22 protein-coding genes are annotated in these 26,131 nt (G+C 63.1%); 8 read left to right on the top strand and 14 right to left on the bottom strand.

Annotated elements, in window-relative coordinates:
• Position 1 precedes the first annotated feature (1 nt).
• From E1956_RS16400 to E1956_RS16385, 4 genes are all read right to left on the bottom strand, one after another.
• The gene (locus E1956_RS16400; RefSeq protein WP_134751032.1) at positions 2–838 is read right to left on the bottom strand and encodes an ABC transporter permease; all 837 of its coding nucleotides are present in this window, start codon (positions 836–838) and stop codon (positions 2–4) included.
• A gap of 13 nt (positions 839–851) precedes the next feature.
• Positions 852–1,964 (bottom strand): ABC transporter substrate-binding protein, encoded by a 1,113-nt coding sequence (locus E1956_RS16395; RefSeq protein WP_134751030.1) that lies wholly within the window; start codon positions 1,962–1,964, stop codon positions 852–854.
• 58 nt (positions 1,965–2,022) lie between these two features.
• Positions 2,023–3,123, bottom strand: a complete 1,101-nt coding sequence (locus tag E1956_RS16390; RefSeq protein ID WP_134751028.1) for an ABC transporter ATP-binding protein — start codon at positions 3,121–3,123, stop codon at positions 2,023–2,025.
• Between the two features lie 235 nt (positions 3,124–3,358).
• Positions 3,359–4,276 carry a LysR substrate-binding domain-containing protein gene (locus E1956_RS16385; RefSeq protein WP_134751026.1) on the bottom strand — a complete coding sequence of 306 codons (918 nt, stop codon included), beginning with the start codon at positions 4,274–4,276 and terminating at the stop codon, positions 3,359–3,361.
• A gap of 790 nt (positions 4,277–5,066) precedes the next feature.
• Between E1956_RS16385 and E1956_RS16380 the strand changes: the two genes are divergently transcribed.
• The 5 genes from E1956_RS16380 (at position 5,067) to E1956_RS16360 (ending at position 11,102) form a co-directional block, all read left to right on the top strand.
• A complete protein-coding gene (locus E1956_RS16380) occupies positions 5,067–6,188 on the top strand; it encodes a polyamine ABC transporter substrate-binding protein (protein ID WP_134751024.1) in 1,122 nt (373 codons plus the stop codon).
• A gap of 224 nt (positions 6,189–6,412) precedes the next feature.
• A complete protein-coding gene (locus E1956_RS16375) occupies positions 6,413–7,561 on the top strand; it encodes an ABC transporter ATP-binding protein (protein WP_134751022.1) in 1,149 nt (382 codons plus the stop codon).
• A gap of 13 nt (positions 7,562–7,574) precedes the next feature.
• Positions 7,575–8,540: an ABC transporter permease subunit gene (locus E1956_RS16370; RefSeq protein ID WP_134751020.1), complete on the top strand. Its 966-nt coding sequence runs from the start codon at positions 7,575–7,577 to the stop codon at positions 8,538–8,540.
• The gene (locus tag E1956_RS16365; protein ID WP_134751018.1) at positions 8,537–9,448 is read left to right on the top strand and encodes an ABC transporter permease subunit; all 912 of its coding nucleotides are present in this window, start codon (positions 8,537–8,539) and stop codon (positions 9,446–9,448) included. The genes E1956_RS16370 and E1956_RS16365 overlap by 4 nt, the downstream gene beginning before the upstream one ends.
• Positions 9,449–9,503: 55 nt before the next feature.
• A complete protein-coding gene (locus E1956_RS16360) occupies positions 9,504–11,102 on the top strand; it encodes a DUF3138 family protein (protein ID WP_134751016.1) in 1,599 nt (532 codons plus the stop codon).
• A 319-nt stretch (positions 11,103–11,421) separates the two neighbouring features.
• Here the strand turns inward: E1956_RS16360 and E1956_RS16355 are convergent, their stop codons facing one another.
• The 9 genes from E1956_RS16355 to E1956_RS16315 form a co-directional block, all read right to left on the bottom strand.
• Entirely contained in the window at positions 11,422–13,074 is a 1,653-nt protein-coding gene (locus E1956_RS16355) for a methyl-accepting chemotaxis protein (RefSeq protein WP_167760045.1), read from the bottom strand.
• A gap of 309 nt (positions 13,075–13,383) precedes the next feature.
• A complete protein-coding gene (locus tag E1956_RS16350) occupies positions 13,384–14,958 on the bottom strand; it encodes a DUF3138 family protein (protein WP_134751011.1) in 1,575 nt (524 codons plus the stop codon).
• A 201-nt stretch (positions 14,959–15,159) separates the two neighbouring features.
• Positions 15,160–16,554 carry an aminotransferase gene (locus E1956_RS16345; protein WP_134751009.1) on the bottom strand — a complete coding sequence of 465 codons (1,395 nt, stop codon included), beginning with the start codon at positions 16,552–16,554 and terminating at the stop codon, positions 15,160–15,162.
• A 32-nt stretch (positions 16,555–16,586) separates the two neighbouring features.
• Positions 16,587–17,468 (bottom strand): ABC transporter permease subunit, encoded by an 882-nt coding sequence (locus E1956_RS16340; RefSeq protein ID WP_134751007.1) that lies wholly within the window; start codon positions 17,466–17,468, stop codon positions 16,587–16,589.
• Positions 17,465–18,379: an ABC transporter permease subunit gene (locus E1956_RS16335; protein ID WP_197732881.1), complete on the bottom strand. Its 915-nt coding sequence runs from the start codon at positions 18,377–18,379 to the stop codon at positions 17,465–17,467. Before E1956_RS16335 ends, E1956_RS16340 begins: the two co-directional genes overlap by 4 nt.
• Positions 18,376–19,485: an ABC transporter ATP-binding protein gene (locus E1956_RS16330; protein WP_134751005.1), complete on the bottom strand. Its 1,110-nt coding sequence runs from the start codon at positions 19,483–19,485 to the stop codon at positions 18,376–18,378. Before E1956_RS16330 ends, E1956_RS16335 begins: the two co-directional genes overlap by 4 nt.
• A gap of 228 nt (positions 19,486–19,713) precedes the next feature.
• Complete coding sequence (gene betI / locus E1956_RS16325; RefSeq protein ID WP_167760044.1) at positions 19,714–20,304, bottom strand: transcriptional regulator BetI; 591 nt, start codon at positions 20,302–20,304, stop codon at positions 19,714–19,716.
• 119 nt (positions 20,305–20,423) lie between these two features.
• The gene (locus E1956_RS16320; RefSeq protein WP_134754478.1) at positions 20,424–21,515 is read right to left on the bottom strand and encodes an extracellular solute-binding protein; all 1,092 of its coding nucleotides are present in this window, start codon (positions 21,513–21,515) and stop codon (positions 20,424–20,426) included.
• Between the two features lie 109 nt (positions 21,516–21,624).
• Positions 21,625–21,912: a hypothetical protein gene (locus E1956_RS16315; RefSeq protein ID WP_134751001.1), complete on the bottom strand. Its 288-nt coding sequence runs from the start codon at positions 21,910–21,912 to the stop codon at positions 21,625–21,627.
• 366 nt (positions 21,913–22,278) lie between these two features.
• Between E1956_RS16315 and E1956_RS16310 the strand changes: the two genes are divergently transcribed.
• The 3 genes from E1956_RS16310 (at position 22,279) to E1956_RS16300 (ending at position 25,596) form a co-directional block, all read left to right on the top strand.
• Positions 22,279–22,707 (top strand): hypothetical protein, encoded by a 429-nt coding sequence (locus E1956_RS16310; protein ID WP_134750999.1) that lies wholly within the window; start codon positions 22,279–22,281, stop codon positions 22,705–22,707.
• Positions 22,708–22,991: 284 nt separating this feature from the next.
• Entirely contained in the window at positions 22,992–24,086 is a 1,095-nt protein-coding gene (serC, locus tag E1956_RS16305; RefSeq protein WP_134750997.1) for a 3-phosphoserine/phosphohydroxythreonine transaminase, read from the top strand.
• Complete coding sequence (locus E1956_RS16300) at positions 24,079–25,596, top strand: ATP-grasp domain-containing protein (RefSeq protein ID WP_134750995.1); 1,518 nt, start codon at positions 24,079–24,081, stop codon at positions 25,594–25,596. The genes serC and E1956_RS16300 overlap by 8 nt, the downstream gene beginning before the upstream one ends.
• Positions 25,597–25,720: 124 nt before the next feature.
• Here the strand turns inward: E1956_RS16300 and E1956_RS16295 are convergent, their stop codons facing one another.
• A complete protein-coding gene (locus E1956_RS16295; RefSeq protein WP_134750993.1) occupies positions 25,721–26,032 on the bottom strand; it encodes a high-potential iron-sulfur protein in 312 nt (103 codons plus the stop codon).
• Positions 26,033–26,131: the final 99 nt, after the last annotated feature.

Here is a 26,131-nt window from a genome sequence, read left to right as displayed (position 1 = left end):
ATCAATTCACCAGCCTGTTGGAACGCGTCGCACGCATCATCAGCGCGGCCAGCACGCCGATGAACGCCAGCAACGACACGCTTAGCGCCGCGCCCAATCCCCAGTTGTTGGTCTGGAACATCTGCAGGTACACATACTCCGCAATCATCGTGGTCTGGCCGCCTCCAAGAATCGCGGGCGTGATGAAGAAGCCCAGGCAGAAGACAAACACGATCAGAAACGCGCCCAGGATGCCCGGCAAGGTCTGCGGCACGAGCACGGCCCAGAACGTGCGCAGGCCATTCGCGCCCATGCCGCGCGCGGCGAGCAGCGTGCGCCGGTCCACCTGGCGCATGCTGGAGGCCAGCGGGAAGACCGCGAACGGCACCATCAAATGCACCATGCCGATCACGACGCCGAACTCGTTGCGCGTCATCTGCAGCGGCTCGCTTATCAGGCCCAGGTGCATCAGGAGGCCGTTCACGACGCCGTCACTGCCGAGCGCGATGAGCCAGCCGAACGCGCGCACCAGCACGGAGATCCACATCGGCACGAACACCGCGATCTCCACCACGCGCTGCCACGGCCGCGAGGCGAAGACCCAGCAGTACGACAGCAGGTAGGCAATGGCGACTGCGACAACGGTGGTCGTCATGCACAGCCGGAGCGTGCGCACCATGACCTCGCGGATCGATGCATCGCTGACGACCTGGCGGTACTGATCGAGCCCGGGAACCGGCAACGTGACGCTCCATCCGATCACCCCCGCCAGCGGCAGCCCGTAGAGCAGCAGCAGGAACACCGGCAGCGGCACGATCAGGAGCGCGCGCTTTACACTGGAAGAACAGGTCAGACTCATGCTCGTCGGACGCTCAGCGCGCGATATGTTTGAGATATTGCTCGAGCGCCGCAGCGTAATGGTCGGCGTACCACTCGATATTCAGGCGAATCTGTCTGGCCAGGTTCTCCGGCGTCGCGCAGTTGCGCGCGCGCAGGTTCGTCGGAATCAGCGCCTGCGCAGCGGGATTGGCGGGGCTGTTGTTGGTCAGCTTGAAGAGCTCCACCTGTGTCTTCGGATCCTGCGCATAGGCGATGAACTGCATCGCGGCCGGCGCCCCGCCCGGATTGTTTTTCAGCACCGCCCAGGTGCTCGGCGTCACGAACGCATTGTCGTAGCCCCATTTGATACGGCCATCGGTGTCCTCTTCGAGCAGCATGGCGCGCGTGTTCCAGATCGCGCCCACGGACGCGTCGCCGTTCACCATGAACTGCTGGCTTTCCGCGCCCGCCCCCCAGTAGCCGATCACATGGGGCTTGAGCTCGTCGAGCTTGCGCAGCGCGCGCGGGACATCGAGCGGATAAAGCGCGGAAGGCGCGACGCCATCGGCCAGCAGCGCGGCCTCCAGCATGCCGTTCATCCACTTGTAGAGCGTGCGCTTGCCGGGAAAGGCCTGCACGTTCCAGAAGTCGGCCCACGTGCGCGGCCCCTTCGAGCCGAAGCGCTGGCTGTCCCACGCGATGACGTAGCTATACAGGTAGCTGGCCACGCCATATTCCTGCGCGAAGCCCGGCGCCACCTTGTTCTTGTCGATGATGCCGTAGTCGAGCGGCTGGCAGATGCCCGCGCGGCCGAGCGTGAGCGAGGTGAACGGCTCCGCGTCGACCACGTCCCAGCTCGGATGGCCGCTCGCCGCCTGAGTGCGGATCGCGCCGTCGGTGGGGCCGCTGCCGTCGATCTTGACGGGAATGCCGGTCTTGCGCCCGAACTCGTCGGTCCACGCCTTCCGGTACGCATCGATCGCATCGCCGCCCCAGTTGACGACCACGAGTTGCTTGCCCTGAGCGAAAGTCACTCCGGCGCGCATCGCGGCGGGCAGCGCGGCCAGCATGGCCATCGCCTTGACGAAGCTGCGCCGGCTGACTTTGCCCGCCTGGGCTTGTTCGAGGAGGATTTCGATGCTGTCGCGTTGATGACGGTGATCCATTCAACACTCCGTAGTCGGATAGAAGGCGTTTGGGTGAGGTTGGGCCTGCTCGATTGCTTCAGGCATCGAGCAGGATGCTGTTCGTCGGACACCAGCTCAGCCACACGGGCGCGGTATCGCCGAGGCTGCGCACGGGATGCTCCACGGGCACGTCGATCACGGTGGTCGCGCTGGACGCGCCGCCGTTCGCGGCACGCACGACCAGCGCCATGCGCGAGCCACAATAGGTGCGCTCGACGAGCGTGCCTGGCACGAGATTGCGGTGGCACGGCGGCGGCGCCTCGACATGCAGCGTCATGTGCTCGGGGCGCACGGCCAGCACCTTCGCGCCGGCCGCCGGCGCGGCTGCGGTTTTCGCGCGCAGCGTGAGCGCGCCGTGACGGCCGGCGACCAGATCGCCGTCGTGGCCATGCGAGTCGAGCGCGAAAATATTCATCTTGCCGAGGAATTCGCCCACGAAGCGGCTCGCCGGACGCGCATAGATGTGCTCGGGCGCGTCCACTTGCGCGAGCCGGCCCTTGTTGAAGATGGCGATGCGCGTGGACAGCGCGAGCGCCTCCTCCTGATCGTGCGTCACGAACACGAAGGTGGTGCCGACCTGCTTGTGAATGCGCTTGAGCTCGGCCTGCAGTTGCTCGCGCATGTTGCGGTCGAGCGCCGAAAGCGGCTCGTCGAGCAGCAGCACGTCCGGCTCGAACACGAGCGCACGCGCAATCGCCACGCGCTGCTGCTGCCCGCCCGAGAGCTGATGCGGCCGCTTGTGCGCATGCGCCGCGAGCCCGACCGTCTCCAGCATTTGCATCACGCGCGCCTTGCGTGCGGCCGCATCGACCTTGCGGATGCGCAGGCCGAACGCCACGTTGTCGAACACCGTCATGTGCGGAAAAAGCGCATAGCCCTGGAACACCATGCCGAAGTTGCGCTGCTCGGGCGCGCGGCGCGTGATGTCGACGCCGTACTCCAGCAACTGGCCGGCGCTCGGCTCGACGAAGCCCGCCAGCGTCATCAGCAAGGTGGTCTTGCCGGAGCCGGACGGGCCGAGCAAAGTCAGGAACTCGCCCTTTTGAATGTCGAGAGAAATATCGTCGAGCGCGAGAAATGCGCCATAGCGCTTGGTGATATTCCGGGCGCACAACTGGTTCTGTGTTTGCCTGTCCACTGCAACCTCTTTTATCAAAACGTCGCCGTTTCTATGCGTCGCTGGCGTCAATGTGCGACGAATTTACATGACGATTTTCGGAACAACAATTTCGGAAATTAAACGCAACAGGTCAATTTTTTTCACCTTTCTAGGCGTTAACGCACCCCGAAGCCCCGGTCGATCCGGTAATACCCTCGAAATTTCTGCCCTATCGGCAATGGGGAACGACGCTGCCGGGGAGATGCGCGAAGCGCTAGGGATGGTGGCGTACGGGCGCGGCCCACGAGCGCAGCGAAGCGCCCAGTTCGCCGTGCAGCCAGTCGCTGAACGCACGTACGTCGGGGCGCTCGGCGCGCTCCGGTGTGCATACGAGGTAGTAGCCGCGCTGCGACTCGATCGCGACGTCGAAGGGCCGCACCAGCAGGCCGCGCGCGAGCGCGTCGCCGCTCAGCAGCGTGTCGCCGATCGCGATGCCCTGCCCGGAAATGGCGGCTTGCTGGGCGAACGGCGCATCGGAGAAAACGATGCCACGGCGGCCGTCGATCGCCTGCAAGCCCGCGCCGGCGAGCCACAGCAGCCAGTCGTCGTGATTGCTCATGTGCAGCAGCAGCGTGTCGGCGAGATCCTCGGGCCTCAAGCGGCTGCCGCGCGCGTTGAGCAAGGTTGGGCTGCAGACGGGGAAAAACGACAGCGACGTGATCGGCTCGACGGTGAAGCCCGGCCATTTCCCGGTGCCGTAGGTCACGAACAGGTCGGCGTCGCGCGCGTTCACCTCGTCGCCCTTCTGGGGCGTGGCAATGCTCAGCTCCACGTCGGGATAGGCGCGATGAAACGCGCTCAAATGCTGGCACAGCCAATAGACCGCAAAGCCAGCCATGCAGCTCACGCGCAGCCGCCCCGCGACGGCGCCGTTGGCATTGCGCCGCGCCGCCTCTTCGAGTATCGACAAGGCCCGGCGCGCCTCGAGCATATAGCGCTCGCCGCGATACGTGAGCGCGATGCCGCGGCCCACCTTTTCCAGCACGGCGAAGCCGAGACTTCGCTCGAGACTGTCGATTTGATGGCTCACCGCACTTCTTGTCAGGTAGAGCTCAGCCGCTGCCCGGGAGATGGAGCCGTGTCTTGCGATAGCGTCGAGTGCTTTCAACGCTGTGGTGGAAGGAAGGTGCATGCGTAATCGGGTTGCCTGGATCGCGGCGCCACGTGCCGGCGCATGAGCTGCGCAGCTCGCCCGGCCTGACGCGGTGGCACTCAATGTCGCCTTGCGGTCGAGCCGATTCGGCAACCGCCCGGGCGGAGTCTGAGCCTAATCGAAAATAATTTCCGATTCCAGTTGGGCAATCCCAGCTTGCGAGAGCAGCTCGCCTCATGTAATGAGCAGCGGCAAGACCCAACGCGAAAGGGGCGATGGCGCGGAGCCAGGATTAGCGGGTATCAGGATCGCGAGCGCCACGATGCAGTCCATTGAAAATTCATAACATGAACAATAGCTTACATTGCTCGGCAGCGATGTGAACGTCTCGAACTTCGTATATTTACGACCTTGGATCTGCAATAGAGTGCTGCAACACGAAAAGAATTCGACGCCGTGCCGCGTGACATGCACAGACACGGTGTTCCGAAGGAGATGGAGACAATGGTTGCACGCAGCTTTGCGCGAGTCGAGACATTCGACTCCGAACTTCTTCCTGGCCGATCGCAACACGCGAGATCCATTGGATTGTCCGGCCAACGGCCTGGCGGGCTCGACACCTCCGGCCGCTCGGCCCCCAGCCGCTTCCCCGCACCAGTCCGGCTGAGCGCGTTCACGATCACACTGAAAAAGCGATTGCCGCAATCGGCGCCTTCATTCGCGGCCTGACCGGCGGCTGTTTCGCTACACACGTACTCAATGGGCGGTGGCATCTAGCGCGTGCCTGCGGCGGTGCTCCGTCCGAACATTATTCCCAGGGAAAACCCACATGAATCTTTATCATCTTCGACGCGCGACCGCCGTGGCCGCGACTGCTCTGGCCGCGAGCTTTTCAGTGACTTCGAGCCAGTCTGCGCAAGCCGCCGACAGTGTCTTGAACGTCTATAACTGGTCCGACTACATCGCAAAGGATACGATCCCGAACTTCGAAAAAGAGACGGGAACGCACGTCAAGTACGATAACTACGACAGCGACGACACGCTCCAGGCCAAGCTGCTCGCGGGCAGTTCGGGCTACGACATCGTCGTGCCGTCATCGAACTACATGGCCAAGCAGATCCAGGCGGGTGTGTACCAGAAGCTCGACAAGTCGCAGATTCCCAATCTGAAGAACCTCAACCCCACGCTCATGAAAATGATCGCGGATACCGACCCGGGCAACCAATACGGCGTGCCCTGGGCTTATGGTATCGACGGCATCGCCTATAACGAGCAGGCGGTAAAGAAGGCACTCGGTGACAAGGCACCCGTGGATAGCTGGGCGCTCGTGTTCGATCCGCAATATCTCTCGAAGCTCAAAGGATGCGGAGTGTCGTTCCTCGACCAGCCGGCCGACGTATTCGCAGCGACCCTGCAGTACATGCACAAGGACCCGAACAGCACGAATCCGGCCGACTACCAGGACGCGTTCGACGTCCTGAAGAAGATCAGGCCGTACATCACGCAGTTCAATTCGTCTGGCTACATCAATGATCTGGCAAACAACGACGTCTGCGTAGCCGTTGCGTACTCGGGCGACACCGGCATCGCTCGCCGCCGCGCGGAAGAATCGAAGCGTTCGTATTCGATCCGGTTCTCGAACGTGAAGGAAGGCGGCGTGCTGTGGTTCGACATGATGGCCGTGCCGAAGGACGCACCGCACCCGCAAGCGGCGATGAAGTGGATCAACTACATCGAGGACCCGAAGGTCAACGCGCAGATCACGAACGAAGTGTTCTATCCCACCGCCAACGCCGCCGCACGTCCGCTCGTGACGCCACTGGTCACCCAGGACCCGAACATCTATCCGTCCGACGAGACCATCAAGAAAATGACGTTGCTGCGGTCTCAGCCGCTCGAGATCCAGCGCCTTGAAAACCGCCTCTGGGCACAGCTCAAGACCGGGCACTGATCAACCTGAAGACGAGACAAAGGAGACATCGCGGACGAGGGTTCGATCGAAACCTCTCCGCACACCACGCGCAGTTTTGACGTCTGGTCGCGTGGCGCGGTAACAACCCGAATCAGGCAGCCCCCTTTGAGTTCCGGTCGAAAGACCCGCTTCCACGAGTCGCTCCGCGCGCTTCGTGTGGGACTGCTTGCGCCTGAACCCCGTAAGGCAGGAATGGTCACATCATGAAAACGACGCCTTCAGTCAATGCCCAACAGGCCGTGCGCTCGCCGGCCGCCCCGTCCCGGGACGAATTCGTCCGCATCGAGAACGTCGTCAAGAAGTTCGGCGACAGTATCGCCGTGAACAACGTGAGCCTGAACATCGCGAAGAACGAACTGTTCGCACTGCTTGGCAGCTCGGGTTGCGGCAAGTCCACGCTGCTGCGCATGCTTGCCGGCTTCGAGACCGCCACCTCGGGCAAGATCTTCGTCGATGGCGAAGACCTCGCGACGCTCCCCCCGTATCGCCGCCCCGTCAACATGATGTTCCAGTCGTACGCGCTCTTCCCGCACATGAGCGTGGAATCGAACGTCGCGTTCGGCCTCAAGCAGGAAGGCGTGCCGAAGAACGAGATCAAGGAGCGCGTGGCCGACGCGCTGAACCTCGTGCAGATGGGCCGCTACGCCAAGCGCAAGCCGCACCAGCTCTCGGGCGGCCAGCAGCAGCGCGTCGCGCTTGCCCGCTCGCTCGTCAAGCGTCCCAAGCTGCTGCTCCTCGACGAGCCGATGTCCGCGCTCGACAAGAAGATCCGCCAGAAGACCCAGCTCGAACTCGTGAACATCATCGAGAAGGTCGATGTCACGTGCGTAATGGTCACGCACGATCAGGAAGAGGCGATGACGATGGCAAGCCGCCTCGCCGTCATGAGCGAAGGCCGCATCGTGCAGATCGGCTCGCCCAGCGGCGTCTACGAATTCCCCAACAGCCGCTTCTCCGCCGAGTTCATCGGCTCGACCAACCTTTTCGAAGGCCGAGTGGTCCAGGACGAACCCGATCACATCTTCGTCGAAAGTGAGGACCTCGAAACGCGCATGTACGTGAGCCACGGCATCACCGGGCCGCTCGGCATGCCGGTGGGCATCTCCGTGCGCCCCGAACGCATGCACGTCACGCGCGAGAAGCCCGCGGCGCCGTACAACTGGGCACGCGGCGTGGTCAAGGACGTGGCCTACATGGGCAGCTACTCGCTCTATCACGTGCGCCTGCCCGGCGGCAAGGTGGTCGTCTCGAACCTTTCCAGCTCGCACCTCATGAACGAGGGCGCGCCGGCCTGGAACGACGACGTCTATGTCTCGTGGTCGCCCGCCAGCGGCGTCGTGCTCACGCAATAAGGGAGATGCCGACATGAGTGCTTCTTTGCCTTCCACCACGGCCGCCTCCGATGGCCGCGCCTCGCGCGGCACCTTCGCACGCTTCCTCTCGCGCTTCGTGCCTTCGGGCCGCACCACCGTCATCGGGATTCCGTTCCTGTGGCTCACGCTGTTCTTTGCCGTGCCGTTCGTGCTCGTGCTCAAGATCAGCTTCGCCGACCAGATGATGGCCGTGCCGCCCTACTCGAACCTCGTCGAGATGAAGGACGGCATGGTGCACCTGGCGCTGCAGCTCGGCCACTACGTGTTCCTGCTGCAGGACAGCCTCTACGTCGCCACCTATATCAGCTCGCTGAAGATGGCCGCGGTCTCCACCTTCTTCTGTCTGCTGATCGGCTACCCCATCGCCTACTACATCGCGCGCTCGAACCCCGCCACGCGCAACGTACTGATGATGGCCGTGATGCTGCCGTTCTGGACCTCGTTCCTGATCCGCGTCTACGCGTGGATCGGCATCCTCAAGGACGACGGCCTGCTGAATCACGCGCTCATCGCCATCGGCCTGATCCACTCGCCGCTGCGCCTCTATCACAGCGACGCGGGCGTCTATATCGGCATGGTCTATTCGTACCTGCCCTTCATGGTGATGCCGCTCTACGCGCACCTCGTGAAGATGGACCTCACGCTGCTGGAAGCCGCCTATGACCTGGGCGCCAAGCCCTGGGTCGCCTTCACGCGCATCACGCTGCCGCTCTCGAAGAACGGGATCATCGCCGGCAGCCTGCTCGTGTTCATCCCGGCGGTGGGCGAGTACGTGATTCCCGAGTTGCTCGGCGGCGCGGACACGCTCATGATCGGCCGCGTGATGTGGGACGAGTTCTTCAACAACATGGACTGGCCGATGGCATCGGCCGTGACGGTCGCGATGGTGGTGCTGCTGCTCGTGCCGATGGCCCTCTTCCAGCACTACCAGGTCAAGGAAATGGAGGACCGCAAATGATCAAGCCCAACCGCACCCTGTCCACGGGCGTGCTCACGCTCGGCTTCCTGTTCCTCTACATCCCGATCATCAGCCTCGTGGTGTATTCGTTCAACGAATCGAAGCTCGTGACCGTCTGGTCGGGCTTCTCGCTGAAGTGGTACGCCGCGCTGCTGCAGGACGACGAGCTCCTCACCGCCGCCTGGCTCTCGCTGAAGATCGGCCTGATGACGGCGTTCGCGTCGATTGCAATCGGCACGTGGGCCGGCTATGTGCTCGCGCGCATGGGCCGCTTCCGGGGCTTCGCGCTGTTCGCGGGCATGATCAACGCGCCGCTCGTGATTCCTGAAGTCATCCAGGGCATCTCGCTGCTGCTGCTGTTCGTCGCGATGGAGCAGTTCCTCGGCTGGCCGAAGGGCCGTGGCGTGCTGACCATGTGGATCGGTCACGTGATGCTGTGCGTCTCGTACGTAGCGATCATCGTGCAGTCGCGCGTGAAGGAGCTGAACAAGTCGCTCGAAGAGGCCGCGCTCGATCTGGGCGCCACGCCCTTCAAGGTGTTCTTCGTGATCACGCTGCCGCTGATCTCGCAGGCCCTCATCTCAGGCTGGCTGCTCTCGTTCACGCTTTCGATCGACGACCTCGTGCTCTCCGCGTTCCTCTCGGGCCCGGGCTCGACGACGCTGCCGCTCGTGGTGTTCTCGCGTGTGCGTCTCGGTCTGAATCCGGAGATGAATGCACTGGCCACCCTCTTCATCAGCGCGGTGACGATTGGCGTGATCGCGGCCAACTTCATCATGTCGGCCCGCGAACGCAAGCGCGCGCGCGACATGCAGATGGCCTTCGTGCAGCCCGGTCCGGCTGACACACCCGTGGGTGCCATTGCGCCGACAGCTACCCGCTCCTTCGGGCGTGGCACGGCGACCTGAGGACGACCTGCCCCGTCCAGGGGCTTTTGCAACAATGACTGGAAGAGACAACTCAATGAGGAAGAAGTTAATCTGCCTGCTGGTGGCCGGGGCACTGCCGGGGCTCGCTTTTGCGGACTCGACCAGCGATCAGATCAAGGCCCTGCAGCAGCAGCTCAACGCGCTGCAAAAAGAGGTGAAATCGCTCAAGAACGAGCTTGCCACGTCGAACACGGGCGCGAAGGCAACGGCGAAGAGCGCAAGCGGCACGGGTGCCACGGTTGCCGCGGCGGCGCCTGCGCAGGAAGTGGACATGTCCTCGCCCGACTACGGCAAGCAGCCTGCTCACCTGACCAACGACGAAGTCGACGCGATGAAGCAGCAGATCGCGGGCCAGCAGCTGAAGGTGGACTCGCTCTCCGACGCGGCCAACACCGGCCCGATTGCGGGCCTCTCGGTCACGGGCTATATCGACCCGACCTATATCTACAACCGCGCACCCGGCACCTCGTCGTTCCTGTTCGCGAACCACGAAAGTTCGTATAACTACTTTAACAGCACGTTCGGCGACCTCTACCTCGACATCAAGAAGACCTTCGGTGTCGGCCCGATGGCGCCTTCGGCCGAAATCACGCTCATGCCCAACCGGGGCAACGGCATCACGCTGCTGGCCAACGAGCACGGCGACATCGGCGACAACATCCTGAACACGGCGGTCATCACGGTGCCCGTGACCGCCACGGGCACGTTCGTGGCGGGTCTCATGCCGAGCTTCGGCGGCTATGAGGTGCAGCAGTCGAACCAGATGCTCACCCTCACGCACAACCTGCTCTACGACTTCTCGGATCCGGGCAGCTATGTGGGCGTGGGCTGGAACTACTCGCCCGACAGCAGCCAGTGGGCCTTCAAGTTCATGGTCGGCAACGAGCAGTACCGTACCTACGGCGCGGTCACGCAGACGGGCACGAACGCGCTGGGCGACCCCATCACGACGAGCAACAAGATCCCGACCTTCACGGCGCGCGCCGACTACACGTGGTCGAGCGCACTCGATATCGGTGGTTCGTTCAACGTGGGCCGCCAGACGCTGTCGAGCGCGCAGGATCCGACGACCGGCCAGTTCGTCTACGGTCCGGGCGGCCAGGCCACGAGCTCGGGCGGCTACTTCTTCTTCGGCGAAATGGACGCGACCTACACGCTCGCGGACATCCAGTACAACGCCGAGCTCGACTACGGCCAGCAGCAGCGCGCCGCGTTCAACGGCGGCAATGCGCAGTGGTACGGTCTCTCGCTGCTCGCGCACCGCAAGTTCAACGCACCGGTGGTGGGCCGCATGGGCGTGACCGCGCGCTACGACGTGCTCGCCAACGGCAAGAACGGTGGTGGCGGTGGCGGCATCGCGCTCAACGGCAACGGCATGGATCCGTACAACGGCTTCGGCGTCGGTTCGGAGTGCCTGGCGACTTCGCAGGCCAACGGCGGTCATGGCTTCGAATGCAACGGCGCAACGCGTCAGGACGTAGCCCTCGATCTGCTGTTCTATCCGACGCAGCAGGTCACCGTGAAGGTTGAATATCGTCACGACTGGGCCACGCAGAAGGTGTTCCTGCGCGACGACGGCTCGTACAGCAAGAGCAACGACCTGCTGGGCGCGCAGTTCATCTACTCGTTCTGAAGATGGGCCAACGGACAGCAGCCTGTGCGGTGCTGTCCGGTTTTCATTCGCCGGACCATAGGGCGGTGGCCCATCGGCAAGCTGCCATCTGCATCAACGGTGACAAGCCGCGCATGTCCAGCCCCCCCTCCTTGAGGCCTCATAGCCGCACTTGCTCGGCGCCGGCCCCCTCACGTCTGGAACGATCCACGATTGCGGCGCTCGAGCGGGATTGATCTCTGACCCGCGAGACGAATCGGTGAGGATCGTCACGCAAGTTCATGTCGAGCGCGGTCAAAGCCAGTGCGCGACTTGCAAACTTCCATGCTGCTCCACTCCGTCAACGTGACAACGCCGTTGCACCGGCTACTCGCAAGGCGATATGCGCCTCGCCGCCAATGACTTCGTGCCGCGCTTCGCTGCGCGCGCCGGCGACGTTGAACACCGCCACCGCCTCGCGCAGGCCCGCGGCCCCACCGGCTAGCGTTTGCGCGGCGCCAGCAACCTGCTCGACGAGCGCCGCGTTGCGCTGCGTCGTCTCATCCATTTCCGCCACGGCGCGATTGACTTGTTCGATATCGCTCTTCTGCGCGGCGCATGCCGTTGCGATATTGCTCATGATGCCCGTGAACTCATGCACCGAGCGCACGAGTCCGGAGATGCGCTCACCCGCATCCGCCACGAGGCGGGACCCCGCCTCGACGTGCCCCGCCGATTCTCCGACCAGCGCTTTGACCTCTTTCGCCGCGTGCGCGGTACGCTGGGCCAGCGTGCGCACTTCGCCCGCCACCACGGCGAACCCACGTCCTTCGGCTCCGGCACGCGCCGCTTCCACGGCTGCATTGAGCGCGAGAATATTGGTCTGAAACGCAATGCCCTCGATCACGCCGATGATCTCCGCAACACGCGTTGAGCTGCCCGCAATGTCCTCCATGGTCGAGATCACACGCCCGACCAGCTCGCCGCCCCTGCCCGCCGCTTCAGAAGCCGCGCTGGCGATGGTGCTGGCGTGCGCCGCGTCGTCCGAGTTTTGCGTCACGGCAGCGGTCAGCTCGGTCATGCTGGCCGCCGCCTGCTGGAGCGATGCAGCCTGCTCTTCGGTGCGCTGTGAGAGATCCCGGTTGCCGGTCGCAATCTCGCCCGCGCGCACCGCGATCGATTCCGTCGAGGTCTTGATCTGTCCGACAATCGACATGAGCTGCAAGCGCATCGTTTCGAGCGAGGCCATCAGACTGCGATTGTCGTTCGGCCGGAGCACCACCGCCACCGCGAGATTTCCGCCCGCTATTTCGCTGGCGAGACGCTGCGCCTCACCGGGATCGCCGCCGAGCTGCCGCAATATGCTGCGCGTGATCAGGATCGCAGCGGCCACGCCCACGCAGAGCGCCGCGAGCACAGCAGCCACGGTGACGAGCGCAAGGCGCGACCACGTCGCGGCCGCGGCATCCGCCGCATCATGCGCGCGGCCCTGCTCGAGCGCGAGCAACTGGTCCAGCGTGGCCAGCCATGCGACCTGCTTTGGCCGCACTTCGTTCACGAGCACCTTGAGCGCGGCATCCTGGTCGTTGGCGAGCGCCCAGTTCATCGCTTCCTTCTCGACGAGCGGCATGGTCTGAGCCTCTTCGTCACGCAGCGCGGCAAAGAGGCTGCGCTCCTTTGCGGTGGTCAGCGGCGAGGTGTCGAACAGACGACCCAGCGCGCGATAGTTTTCCGCATAGGAAACTTCCTGCGCCTTGATTGCCGATTGTTCCGCTTCGACATCCTGTTCATTGGTCATCACAGCCATGTTGCGGATGGCAATGGCGATACCGCTCACCGCGCCGCGCAGGTTCGTCGCGCGCATCGTCTCGGCGTCATGGACAAGCACGATATCGTCGAGCTTGCTGCGTATGCTCGTCATGCTGGCCATGCCGACCACGGACAGGGCGACGAGCATCGTGAGCACAACGCCGAAACCGGCTGAGAGCCGGGTAATAATGCGGGTTTGAGCCATCTTGATTGATCCCCGTAGCGTCCGGAGCCGCGAAGGCGTATCGGGCCGTCCGGCACCGTCGACATTCGTTTGGGCTCCCGAAGACAGCACGTCGCGATGCGGTGCTGCGTCCATTGTTCTTGGGGGCCAATGCTATTGCAGGCCATACAGTGGAAACTATTGTATTTTTGATGTTTTCAGTCGTTATAGCCGGCTCTCCCCGATTTTCAACGCCATCAACGTGAATCCTGACTCGCCGTTGGCACGCCTCAGGCCGGAGCAGGTGCGCCAGGGCGAGCCAGGGTGTCGCCCATCCATCAGCCGTGCCTGCTAGAACGAGTAGACGAACTGCGCGGCGAGCAGATCGTTGCTCTTGCCATACGAGCCGTCGTCGCGCAGGAACACCCTCTGCGTGGCCCAGTCGTGGCGATATTCGACCTTCACGGTGATCTGCTGCGTCGGATAGAACAGCAGATCGAGCGCCAAGTCCTGACGCGTCGCGCCGTGGCATTCGAAGCCGTAGCCGCCGTCGGCCTTCGAGTTCGCGAGGCAATCCGAACCAATGCCGAAGCCGTTGTACGGGTCCATGCCATTGCCGTTGAGCACGACGCCGCCACCGCCGCCACCGTTCTTGCCGTTGGCGAGCACGTCGTAACGCGCGGTCACGCCCATGCGGCCCACCACCGGCGCGTTGAACTTGCGGTGCGCGAGCAGCGAGAGGCCGTACCATTGCGCGTTGCCGCCGTTGAACGCGGCGCGCTGCTGCTGGCCGTAGTCGAGCTCGGCGTTGTACTGGATGTCCGCGAGCGTGTAGGTCGCATCCATTTCGCCGAAGAAGAAGTAGCCGCCCGAGCTCGTGGCCTGGCCGCCCGGACCGTAGACGACCTGGCCCGTGGTGGGGTCGGTCGCGCTCGACAGCGTCTGGCGGCCCACGTTGAACGATCCGCCGATATCGAGTGCGCTCGACCACGTGTAGTCGGCGCGTGCCGTGAAGGTCGGGATCTTGTTGCTCGTCGTGATCGGGTCGCCCAGCGCGTTCGTGCCCGTTTGCGTGACGGAGCCATAGGTGCGGTACTGCTCGTTGCCGACCATGAACTTGAAGGCCCACTGGCTGGCGTCGGGCGAGTAGTTCCAGCCCACGCCCACGTAGCTGCCCGGATCCGAGAAGTCGTAGAGCAGGTTGTGCGTGAGCGTGAGCATCTGGTTCGACTGCTGCACCTCGTAGCCACCAAAGCTCGTCATGAGACCCGCGACGAACGTGCCGGTCGCCGTCACCGGCACGGTGACGACGGCGGTATTCAGGATGTCGTCGGCCAGCGAGCCGTGCTCGTTCGTGAGCAGCGTGATCCCATTGCCGCGGTTGGGCATGAGCGTGATTTCGGCCGAAGGCGCCATCGGGCCGACACCGAAGGTCTTCTTGATGTCGAGATACACATCGCCGAACGTGCTATTAAAGTAGTTGTACGAACTTTCGTGGTTAGCAAACAGGAACGATGAAGTGTTTGCCGCCCGGTTATAGATGTAGCTCGGGTCGATATAGCCCGTGATCGAGAGGCCCGCGAGCGGGCCAGTGTTTGAGGCATCGACGAGCGTGTCCACCTTCAGCCGCTGGCTGGCCAGTTGCTGCTTGATCTTCGCGACCTCGTCGTTCGTCAGCGTGGCCGGCGCGGCGCCATCGTCAGGCGACAGCGCGGGCGTCGCCGCCTGCGCGGCCACTTCCGGCTTCGTGCCACTGGTGGACACGCTGCGCGTTTGCGCCGTCATTGCCTCCTGCATTTTGGCCATCGACTTCTGCAACGCCGCCACCTGCGCCTGCAGCGCCTTGATCTGCGCGTCCGTGGCATCGGCCATCGCCAACCCTGGTAGACAGGCCGCCACCGCCATGCAAATAAGTCGTCTCTTCATCCTCGTTCTCCTCGTTAGTCATGTCGCCAACCGCCAGCGCGTAGCCGCCCGCTCCGGCAACGCGCTGAATATCGGTTATCTATTTATTCAATAAAGGCGATGGATTGCACTGCGTGGAAACAAACGTCCGCCACTGGCAGGCGAAGCTGCGCCCCTGCCTGCTATCGCCAGGCGGGGCGCATCGATGCTGCGGATGCAGCCTCAAGCGATCGTGATGCCGAGTTCCTGCTCGATGTCGTGCATGGTCCGCACGATGCCTTCGCGCAAGGCGTCCATCATCTGGTCGACTTCCTGCTTCGTTATCACGAGCGGAGGCGAGAACACGCATTGATTGACGATAGGACGCACCATGAGCCCCAGCTCGTGGCAATGCCGGTCGATGCGCGCGCCGAGGTCGCTGTCGAACGCCAGCGAGTCTTCCGCGATGCTCTTCACGCTGCACTCGACGCAGCCGACGAGCCCCATGCCCCGCACATCGAAAACGATGGGGATGTCACGCAGCTCCTGGAGCCGCGACTGGAAGTACGGCCCGAGCTCGCGTACGTGCTCGAGAATGCCTTCGCGCTCGATGATCTCAATGCTCTTCAGCGCAGCGACGCTGCACACCGGATGACCCGAGTAGGTGAAGCCATGCCCGAAGGTCGCGCCGCGCGCCCGTCTGCCGGACACTTCGGCAAAGACGCGATCCGAGATCAGGCAGGCACCCAGCGGCAGATAGCCGGACGTGAGCCCCTTCGCGCTGGTGATGAGGTCCGGCTCGATGCCGAACACGTCTTTCGACGCAAACCAGTGGCCGAGACGCCCGAAGCCGGTGACGACCTCGTCCGAGATGTAGAGCACTTCGTACTTGCGGCAGAGCTCCCAGCAGCGGCGCAAGTATCCGTTCGGCGGCACGATCACGCCGCCCGACGACTGAATGGGCTCCGCGATAAACGCGCCGACATTCTCCGCACCCAGCTCCAGAATCTTCTGTTCGAGATCGCGAACCTTTTCGTCGGCGAATGCTTCGACGCTCATCCCCGCCGGGCGGCGCGACGGGTTCACCGACGGCAGGAAGTGGACCGTGGGCGAGCCGATGTCGAACCAGTTGCGGTCGCGATCCTTGCCGGTGACGAGCGAGCACAGGTAGGTGCTGCCGTGATACGCGGAGGCGCGCGAAATGATGTGCTTCTTGTTCGGCCGCCCCTTCACGTTGTTATAGAAGTGGACGAAACGCAGCGCGGTGTCGACCGCGGTGGAGCCGCCCGTCGTCAGAAACACATGATTGAGGTCCCCCGGCGCGAGCTCCGCGAGCTTGGCCGCGAGCCTGGCGGACGGCTCGCTCGTGAGCGAGAACGGGTTCATGTAGGGCACCTGCATGATCTGTTGCGCGATCGCGTCGGCCATCTCCTGCCGGCCATACCCGATCTGCATGCACCACATCCCGCCGGGGCCGTCGATCAGGCGGTTGCCTTTTTCGTCGTACACGTGGATGCCCTCGGCACGCTGCACCACCGTCCGGTTTGCCGCGCCCACGTCCGTCATCGACTCCCATGGGTGCAGCCATGATTCGTTGTCCTGCTTGCGGATCTGCTCCAGATTCTTCAAGGCTTTCATCTTTCCTCCATTGATTTCAACAGCGTGCCCGGTCATGCCGCCTGCGCCACACGCACGGGCGTCAGCTCTTCCTGTGCCGGCGCGGCCAGCGCGCGGCTGACTTCGGCATCGCGTCTGCGCGCACGCCGGAGCATGAAAGTGTTGTTGAGCACCACCACGACGCTCACGAACATGATGACGATCGTGCCCATAGCATTGATCTCCGGGTTCAGACCGAGCCTCACGCGCGACAGCACGACGAGCGGCAGCAAGGTCGAGCCGGGGCCGGACAAGAACGCGGACATGATGATGTCGTCCATCGAGATCGTGAACGACAGCAGCCAGCCAGAGAGCAGGGCCTGGGCGATCAACGGCAGTGTCACGTCGAAGAACACCCGCCATGGCGGCGCCCCGAGATCCCGCGCCGCCTCCGTGAGCGAGCGGTCCATCTTCGCGAGCCGGGACTGCACGGTGATCGAGACGTAGGACAGGCACAGCATCACGTGGCCGATCCAGATCGTCACCATCCCGCGCCCGCCCGACCAGCCGAACAACTGTTGCAGGCCGATAAACAGCAGCAGCAGCGAGATGCCCTGGATAACCTCGGGCAACACGAGCGGTGCGTTCGTCATCGCGGCAAACAGCGTGAACCCGCGAAACCGGCCGAAATCGGAGAGCACGAAGCCGGCCCACGTGCCGATCACGACCGACGCGCAAGCCGTGGCCGCCGCGATCTTCAGGCTCGCGGCCGCAGCGTTCAGCAGCTCCGCGTCCTGCGTCAGCGCGTAGTACCAGCGCAGTGAGAAACCGGTCCATACGGTGACGAGCTTCGACGCATTGAACGAATAGAACACGACGCTCACGATCGGCACGTACAGAAAAAGGAAAACCAGCGCGAGGAATGCTCCCGGCAGGATCCGTCGCATGATGTTCATGAGGTTTTGCCCTCCCTCGCCTGAATACGCTGGAACCACGCCATCGGCACGAGCAGCAGCACGACCATTGCGCAGGCGGCCGCTGCCGCGACGGGCCAGTCCGTGTTGTTGAAAAAGTCATCCCACATGACGCGGCCGATCATCAGCGAATCGGCGCCGCCCAGCAGTTCGGGAATCACGTACTCGCCCACCGCCGGGATGAACACCAGCAGGCAGCCGGCGATGATGCCGCCTGCGGAGAGCGGCAAGGTCACGGTCACGAATACTTTCCAGGGCCTGGCGCCAAGATCGCGTGCAGCCTCGATCAAACGCATGTCCATCTTCACCAGGTGCGCATAGAGCGGCAGGATCAGATACGGCAGGTACGAGTACACCATGCCGATATAGAGCCCCCAGTCGCTGTGATAGAGCCTCAGCGGCCGATCGACCAGATGCGCCCAGAGCAGGAAATCATTGAGCAGTCCTTTTTCCTTCAGGATGCCGATCCATGCATAGATGCGGATCAGGTACGAGGTCCAGAACGGCAGCATGATGCCCACCATCAGGACGTTTCGCCGGGCCGGATTCGAGCGTGCGATCAACCAGGCAGTCGGATAGCCGATGAGCAGACACAGCAGCGTCGAAATAAAGGCCACCTGCACCGACTGGAGATAGGCGTCGATATACAGGCCGTTGATCAGCACGTCGCGATAGTGCGCGAAGTTCAGCCGGATCTGCAGCACGCCGTCGACCCACTGGGCAAGCGGCGAATACGGCGGCATCGCCATGCGCAGATCCGCGAAGCTGATCTTCAGGACCGCGAAGAACGGCACCATGAAAAACAGCAGCAGAAACGCGTACGGAATCGCGATGACCACGCTGCGCCCCGAAGGCATGAAGCGGCGCGGCAGGCTAAGGGCGCGGGTCATCATGATTCCAGCACCACCACGCTGTCCGCGTCCCACGACAGATAGACGGGCTCGCCGTACCCGGGCGGGTGCGCGAACTGCCTGAGCGTCATGCGGGACATGTTGACCATGAGCAGCCTGCCGCTGCGCAGGCGCACGTAGAACAGCGTGTAGCTGCCCATGTACGCACACTCCTCCACCGTCCCCTCGGTGACGTTGTAGCCGAGGTTTGGCGGCGTGAATTCGAGGTTCACGCGCTCGGGGCGGATCGACACATGGCAGGTCATCCCGCGCCTTCCGTTCAACGGCGCGCGCAGGCGGATCTGTGCATCCAGGTCGGCGCATTCGATCCGGTCCTCCCCTTGCTCGAGGAGCACGCCGTCGAACAAATTCGTCGAGCCGATGAAGTCAGCGGAGAACTTGCAGTTCGGCGACTCATAGACATCTTCGGGCGCGCCGATCTGCATGATGCGGCCGCGGTTCATCACCGCGATGCGATCGGCCATCGTCATGGCTTCCTCCTGATCGTGCGTCACCATCACGCAAGTCACGCCCACCTTCTGCAGAATGTTGCCGAGCTCGAACTGGGTCCGCTGACGAATCTTCTTGTCCAGCGCCGACATCGGCTCGTCGAGCAGGAGCAGCTTCGGACGCTTGATCAGGCTGCGCGCCAGCGCGACACGCTGCTGCTGCCCGCCGGAAAGCTGGTGCGGCTTGCGCGACCCGTAGGCGGACATCTGCACCAGTTCGAGCGCCTCGCTCACGCGCTCGCGAATCTCAGCTCGCGGCACCCGCTCCTGCTTCAGGCCATACGCGACGTTCGCCTCCACGTTCATATGGGGAAACAGCGCATAGGACTGGAACATCATGTTGGTCGGCCGGCGATGTGCGGGCACCGTCGCCAGATCGACGCCCTCCACCAGGATGCGCCCCGACGTCGGCGTTTCGAGGCCGGCCATCATCCTCAGCAGCGTAGACTTCCCGCATCCCGAGCTGCCCAGCAAGGCGAACAGCTCGCCCTTGCCGATCGACAGGCTCACATGGTCGACGGCCGTTGTGGCGCCGAACTGCTTCACGATGCCGACGATCTCGACAAAACCCGAGTCGGGCTTGCGCGCGGTGCGACCCATGGCCGTTGCGTCCTCGAGAGCCTGATGCTGCCCAGGCGCCCCGAGATCAGACCATGCCGCTCTTTCCAGTGCGTTATTCATAACCTCATCTCATTAGGAATATTGAACATCGTGCCATCTCCAGTCGGCGCCGCGAGCACGCCCGCACCCTGCTTATGTTGAACAAACATTCATCCAATAACGCGCGCCGGAAAAAGGCGGCACACCGACACCCGCCGCCCGCCCCGGTTACGCCAGCATCATCGAGAGGAAGTCGAGACAGGCATCCTCGGCCTCCTTCGGGGTGAATCCTTTCGGATCGAGCCCCCACTCCAGCCACAGTCCGTCGATCACGCCGATCAGCAAAATCGTTGCGCGCCGCGCGTTGATTTCGCGCCCACGCTGCTTGCCGGCCTCCTCGAACAGCTTCTGGTACAGCTCCCGGTCGTAGTTGTAGGTCTCGCGGTGCAAGCGCCTGAGCGCCGGCGACTTGCCAATCACACTCCAGTAACCCACCCAGATGCCCAGATAGTCCGGCTTGAACAGCGTGGGGCCGAAGCTGACCCGGATCAGCGCACGCAAGCGCTCCTCGGGATCGCTATAGGTGCTCATGACCATTTGCTGCGTGTGGAAAGCCCACTCGTCGCACAACTCCTTATACGACTGGCGCAACAACTCGTCCTTGCTCGTGAAGTGATGGTTGATCATCCCTCTCGAGACTTGGGCCTCCGCGCATATGCTGTCCACCGTCGTGCCGGAGTAGCCGTACTTCGCGATGGAGCGCATGGTCGCCTGGATCAGCGACTTGCGCCGCACTTCCGGGTCCTCGCGACTGCGCACGCGTCCTGTCGGTTTTGCCGCTGTCCCGGGCCTTTTGCGGACATTTGCCGTTGTCATCGCGCCTTACTCTCCGTTGTCTGGCAATGAGCGTCATTATAGGGCCGGGCCTGCGCCTGCAATCAGCGGTTGGCCTTGAACTGCAGCCACAGCGCATTCATCGTGCGCCGGATATCCGGGTCGATCGGCTCGAGCACGAAGTACGACTTCAACTGCTCGCTGGTTGGATAGATGGACGTATCCTGCGCGACCGCCGGATCGATCATGCCGCGCGCAGCGGCGTCGGCCGTGATATAGGTCGTATCGTTGGTGAATCCCGCCGACACCTTCGGGTCGAGCATGAAGTTCAGCCACTTATAGGCGTCGTCCTTGTTCTCCGCATCCTTCGGGATCGCCATCATCGTGAACCAGACCCCGCCGCCGCCCTTGGGCACCAGATACTCGATCTGGAAGCTGCGGTGCGCCTCCCTCACCCGGCGCTTGATCATGCCTGCGTCGCCCGACCAGCTATAGGCGACGCAGACATCGCCGCCCGCCACATCATTGATGTAGGTGGAGCTGAACTGCGTCACGTATGGGCGGATTTTCTTGAGCACATTGTAGGCATCGCGATAGTCGCCGGGATTCTTGCTGTTGGGATTTCGCCCCATGTAGGCGAGGACAATCGGGAATACGTCGGCCGGCGAATCCACGATCGAGACGCCGCATTTGCTGAGCTTGCTGACCACCTCCGGATTGAACAGCAGATTCCAGCCCAGCGCGTTCACGTCGGCATCCTTGCCGAGCGCGGCGCCCGCCTGCTGCAGGTTGATCGAGATGCCCTCGGTCCCCCACGCATAGGGAATTCCGTATCGATTGCCCGGGTCCATTTTCGCGATCTTCTTCATCAACTCGGGGTCGAGGTTCGCGCGGTTGGGAATCTTCGACCAATCGAGCTTCTCATACACGCCGGCTTCGATCTGGTTGGTCATGTAGGTCAGTGTCGGATACACCACATCGTATCCGGTATGACCGCTCAGCAGCTTCGCCTGCAGCGTGTCGTCGCTATCGAGTGCGTCGTAGCGGACATTCACGCCCGTGGACTTCTGGAAGTTCGAGATCGTGTCCTTGCCGATATAGTCTGACCAGTTCAGAACGTTCAGCGTAGTGGCGCTCGCCGCAGCCCCCTGCCCCAAGGCAAGTGCCGCAATCACCATCGGTATAACCGCCTTCATGCGTCTCACAGCATCCCCTCCAAAGTTTAGGTTGCTCGATCTGTCTGACTCATGCCTGATTGCCGACTGCACGCACCACCCGGAACGCACTCTACTATTTGATGACCGTTCAATAAAGTGCGGGATAGCCCTGGATCAAGGCCAACCGTTCCGCTCCGTCAAGCAAAGCCTCGTTTTGTGAGGTTTCGATACGCCTCGCGCCGGCAGGCAGCAATGCCCTGCGTGTGTCTTCGTGATACCCAAAAACAATGCAGATCACGCCATCCACGCAGGACTTTTCTTGTGATAGCGATGCGCCTGATGCAATTGTATGTTCGTTCAATAGCGCACGCCACGGAGTATAGGGAATATTAAACAGGAGTTCAATAGCGTTTTTGGAGAGGAATTTTCGGGGCAAGGACGCCTGCGATACCACCGGGACGCAGCCCGCACATGTAAGCCAGGCGCAAGCTCAAAGCCGTCGTGGTGCCGCCCTCCGCTCCGGCCACCGAACCCGCCAGCTTTGCCGATATCGGTGCCTCGCGAGCCTGCGCGCCCAATGTTCTGCAGATTCGGGGCGCGCCCCCGCTTGCTTATCGGCGCGAGAACGCGCAGGCTGCTCAGTTGAGACTCGCCGGGGCTATGTTGGCCGAACTGACTGCGAGCGCCGGCCGTGCCGGCGCGCACGGACCTTGGTGCCGACGTGTATCCGGACAGGTTCAAGCGCCGCATCTCGTGGCGCGATAGTGGATCTAGCAACACATTTCGCGCAGGAGGACCGGCCATGCGGATACGACATGCCACCCGCTTCGCCAGGGGCAGCGCGGCGGCAGCAGGCCTCCTGGCCACGGCCGCGATGGGTGCGGGCGCCTTCGACGGGGACTGGGCCGTCTCCCTCACCTGCCCGCCCACGCCCGATGGCGCCTACAGCTACAACTACCAGTTCCCCGCACAGGTGAAGGACAGCGCGCTGCACGGCGAGCACGGCAGGGAGCATGAGGCAGGCTGGCTCGTGCTCGACGGCACGATCGGCCCGGACGGCAATGCGAGCCTGCGCGCAAATGGCCTGAGCGGCGCGCCCAACTTCGCCGTGGGGCATGTGGACCGGCTCACGCCGTATTCGTATGAGGTCAAGGCGCACTTCGACGCCACGTCCGGCACGGGGTCGCGACTCACGGCGCGGCGCTGCGATTTCGTGTTCTCGAAGCCGTGACTTTGACGCGCTCGCTCGCACGCGCGGCAAAAATACTTCGCATTCCTCTCTTCTCTAAAAAATGCTCCCGCTCCAGGTCCCCGATGCAGGGTATGGGTGTCGCCGGCCGACCGGACTGAAAGCCTCTGAAAGCCATCAGAAAACCGCGTCGGGTGATTTGATGCCCGTTTGCCCTTCATCTCGCCGCCTTGAAACGCTCCACGTGTTGATAACCTGTCGTCATCGGCCCTGACGCCACGCACCCGGCATCGCGCGGGCCAAGAGGCACTTTCCCCTGACCGTACATGAAGTCCAACGCCCTCAATTTCTCCGGCGGCCCCGGCGCGCTTCCGGCCACCGTACTCGATGAAACGCGCGAAGCAATCGTCGCGCTGCCCGCCACCGGGCTCTCGGTGCTTGGCATGAGTCATCGCTCGGAGTGGTTTCTCGGCATTCTCGACGAAGCCGAACGCAACATCCGCGAACTCCTCGACCTGCCTGCCCGCTACGCGATTTCCTTTCTGCAAGGCGGCAGCAGTCTGCTGTTCGCGACGATACCAATGAACTTTGCGACCCGCGCGTTCGCGCCGCCGGAATATGTGAATTCGGGCTACTGGAGCATGCGCTCGAGCGCCGAAGCCAGGCGCGTGTGTGCGAGCCGCATCGCCTGGGACGGCACGCGCACTGGCTTTCGCGAATTACCGATGCTAGACCGGCTCGCCGTCGCACCCAACGCAGCCTATCTGCACTACGTGTCGAACGAAACTGTTGAAGGCCTGCAATTTGCGCTGCCCGAAGCAAAGCCGGCCGTGCCGCTGATCGCAGACATGTCCTCGGACTTTTTGTCGAGACCGCTGGCCGCGGACCGCTTCGCCATGATCTACGCGCACGCGCAAAAGAATCTCGGTCCCGCGGGCGTCACCGTTGCGCTGATCGATCGAGAGATGCTCGCACGCATTCCCGATGGACTACCACGCATTCTCGACCTGCGCACGCAAATCGAGCATCACTCGAACTACAATACGCCGCCCGTATTCGCAATCTACGTGCTCATGCTAGTCACGCGCTGGCTGCGAGACACAATCGGCGGCCTCGCGGCCATGCAGCGCATCAACGAAGCCAAGGCGCAGCGTCTTTACGGCACGCTCGATGCGATGCGCGATGCCATCAAGGTGCATGCAGCGAGCCCCTGGCGCTCGCAGATGAACGCCGCCTTTACGTTCGGCGACGAACGGCTCGATCGCGCGTTCATCGCCCACGCCGCCGAGCGCGGCATCGTCGGACTCGAAGGGCACCGCTCGCTCGGCGGGCTGCGCGCCTCGCTTTACAACGCGGTAACGCTCGACGCAGTCGAAACGCTGTGCGATGCCTTGACCGACTTTGGGCGGCAGCATGTCTGAAGCGCGCCACGCCAGCCATCGCCCTGAACACGAGATGTCGCCGCTCTCCGAGCAACGGTCACAGCCCACCATGGCGGCCGATGCAACTACGGACACGCTGCCGCCCGATGCCGCCACGGAACACTCAATCGAATACCTGTCGCGGGCGCTCGACGCCGCCCCTCTGGATGTCACGCTGCACGCGCAGATGCTCGCAGCCGCGCGCGCGGCCAACGACGAGCCGCTGAGCACTGCGCACGAGCTGGCGCTCGCGGCTTTCGATCTGCTCGGCGCCACGACGACTGACAAGCTCGCGCTCGTGCTCTACAACGTTGCGACGGTCTACGCAATGAAAGGAAGGCGTGAGGCGGCGATTCGCTGGTACCGGCATGCGCTCAGGATTCATCCGGACCTTGCCATCGCCCATCAAAATTTGGCCGCGGCGCTCGAACGCGAGGGGCTGCGTGAGGAGGCTTGCGCTCATCGCGAACAGGCCTACCGGCTACAGCGCGTGTTCACCGATGCGGCGCTTGGCAACGAGGAGCGCCGCGTCCTTATCCTGGGCGTGGGCAAAGGCACGGGCAACGTCCCTGTCGACGCCCTGCTTTCGCACCTGAATACCTCGCGCATCCGCTACGCGATCGATTACGCCGACGAAGCCGAGGACGCGCAACTGCCGCCTTATGACCTGGTGTTCAACGGCATCGGCGACCCCGACGTCGCAACGCCGCTTGCCGCGCGCATCGCCCGCTTTGCCGCACAGTGTGACCGGTCGATGCTCAATCCGCCTGAAGCGATCGAGCGCACGCACCGCCACAAAACGGCTGAGTTGCTCGCACGCGTGCAAGACGTCATCGTGCCACGCTGCCTGCGCATCGATGCTCGCCCCGCAGATTTGAAAACGCTGACGCAGCAGATCGAGCAGTCCGGTCTCTCGTTCCCGCTATTGATGCGCCCGCTCGCGACCCACGGTGGCGAGCGCCTGGAATTGCACACGTCGCTCGCGTCATTGTGGTCAGCGCTCGTCGAACTCGAAGCGCCGTGCTACCTCACCGCCTGGCACGACTTTCGAAGCGCCGACGGCTACTACCGCAAATACCGGATCATCTACGTCGACGGCGAGGCTTACCCCTACCATCTCGCCATCTCGAGCCACTGGATGGTCCACTACTTTTCGGCCGGTATGGTCGAACAGCCGTGGAAGCTCGACGAAGAGCGGCGCTTTCTCGCCGATCCGTTCGCGGCACTGGGCAAGCGGGCGAATGAGGCCATTGTCGCGATCGGGCGACAACTCGCGCTTGATTATGGCGGTATCGATTTTTCGCTCACCGCCGACGGGCAGGTGCTCGTGTTTGAAACCAACGCCACCATGCTTGTGCATCGCGAACCACGGTTCGGTCCATTGGCGCACAAGAACGCGTATATCGACCAGATAGTCGCGGCCTTCGAGCGCATGCTGCAGGCACGTACTCGTAGCCGCCCGACTCAGGCCGGCCAACACAAGTCGTCCGCACTATCCCTCACATCGTGATGGTGGATTCCGGCACCACCATTTGGCGTGAACCCGGCTCGCTCGCGCCGATCAATTTTGCGCGGAAGCCTGCAATGACGTGCAGCATGCGCACGCTTTTCGTGCACGTGCTGCCCCCGAGCAATCAAGCCTTCTTGCTATAGGCACTACACCACCCCTTGGCCGCGACCTGTTTGCCGCCGAACATTGGGCACGGCGCGAACGCATCATTCGATTTGCCCTGATAGAACATGCAATTACCGCAGACCTGACCCGTTGCGTACTTCGCGTACTTCGCCTTGTCGACCTTTGTCGCGTCGGTCCTGTAACCGAGCGCGCGCGCCGTCGAATCGACTTCCGACACCTTGTCCCCATCGGCAAAGGCGAGGCGAGACAGCGACAGCCCCGTTGCAACACCTGCGGTAGTGATCATAAAAGTGCGGCGGGACTTTCTCATGCAAATACCCCTTTGTTGTGGAATGGGCGTGCCGGTAAGGCACAGTGACATCAACAACCCATGGCATGCAAATTTACATGCCATAAAAGCGCCAACCGC

Source organism: Paraburkholderia pallida, from assembly GCF_004524855.1.
Taxonomy (GTDB): Bacteria; Pseudomonadota; Gammaproteobacteria; order Burkholderiales; family Burkholderiaceae; genus Paraburkholderia; species Paraburkholderia oxyphila.
Note: the sequence above shows the minus strand (reverse complement) of the source record. Positions and strands in the feature narration are given on the sequence as shown.

Excerpts from the sequence above, each read along its gene's own strand:
- E1956_RS16340 (WP_134751007.1), bottom strand. The coding sequence starts at position 17,468 with ATGAACATCATGCGACGGATCCTGCCGGGAGCATTCCTCGCGCTGGTT.
- E1956_RS16355 (WP_167760045.1), bottom strand. The coding sequence starts at position 13,074 with ATGGCTCAAACCCGCATTATTACCCGGCTCTCAGCCGGTTTCGGCGTT.
- E1956_RS16380 (WP_134751024.1), top strand. The coding sequence starts at position 5,067 with ATGAATCTTTATCATCTTCGACGCGCGACCGCCGTGGCCGCGACTGCT.
- E1956_RS16330 (WP_134751005.1), bottom strand. The coding sequence starts at position 19,485 with ATGGGTCGCACCGCGCGCAAGCCCGACTCGGGTTTTGTCGAGATCGTC.
- E1956_RS16310 (WP_134750999.1), top strand. The coding sequence starts at position 22,279 with ATGCGGATACGACATGCCACCCGCTTCGCCAGGGGCAGCGCGGCGGCA.
- E1956_RS16350 (WP_134751011.1), bottom strand. The coding sequence starts at position 14,958 with ATGAAGAGACGACTTATTTGCATGGCGGTGGCGGCCTGTCTACCAGGG.
- E1956_RS16345 (WP_134751009.1), bottom strand. The coding sequence starts at position 16,554 with ATGAAAGCCTTGAAGAATCTGGAGCAGATCCGCAAGCAGGACAACGAA.
- E1956_RS16375 (WP_134751022.1), top strand. The coding sequence starts at position 6,413 with ATGAAAACGACGCCTTCAGTCAATGCCCAACAGGCCGTGCGCTCGCCG.
- E1956_RS16395 (WP_134751030.1), bottom strand. The coding sequence starts at position 1,964 with ATGGATCACCGTCATCAACGCGACAGCATCGAAATCCTCCTCGAACAA.
- E1956_RS16365 (WP_134751018.1), top strand. The coding sequence starts at position 8,537 with ATGATCAAGCCCAACCGCACCCTGTCCACGGGCGTGCTCACGCTCGGC.
- E1956_RS16400 (WP_134751032.1), bottom strand. The coding sequence starts at position 838 with ATGAGTCTGACCTGTTCTTCCAGTGTAAAGCGCGCGCTCCTGATCGTG.
- E1956_RS16370 (WP_134751020.1), top strand. The coding sequence starts at position 7,575 with ATGAGTGCTTCTTTGCCTTCCACCACGGCCGCCTCCGATGGCCGCGCC.
- E1956_RS16335 (WP_197732881.1), bottom strand. The coding sequence starts at position 18,379 with ATGATGACCCGCGCCCTTAGCCTGCCGCGCCGCTTCATGCCTTCGGGG.
- E1956_RS16295 (WP_134750993.1), bottom strand. The coding sequence starts at position 26,032 with ATGAGAAAGTCCCGCCGCACTTTTATGATCACTACCGCAGGTGTTGCA.
- E1956_RS16360 (WP_134751016.1), top strand. The coding sequence starts at position 9,504 with ATGAGGAAGAAGTTAATCTGCCTGCTGGTGGCCGGGGCACTGCCGGGG.
- serC (WP_134750997.1), top strand. The coding sequence starts at position 22,992 with ATGAAGTCCAACGCCCTCAATTTCTCCGGCGGCCCCGGCGCGCTTCCG.
- E1956_RS16300 (WP_134750995.1), top strand. The coding sequence starts at position 24,079 with ATGTCTGAAGCGCGCCACGCCAGCCATCGCCCTGAACACGAGATGTCG.
- E1956_RS16320 (WP_134754478.1), bottom strand. The coding sequence starts at position 21,515 with ATGAAGGCGGTTATACCGATGGTGATTGCGGCACTTGCCTTGGGGCAG.
- E1956_RS16385 (WP_134751026.1), bottom strand. The coding sequence starts at position 4,276 with ATGCACCTTCCTTCCACCACAGCGTTGAAAGCACTCGACGCTATCGCA.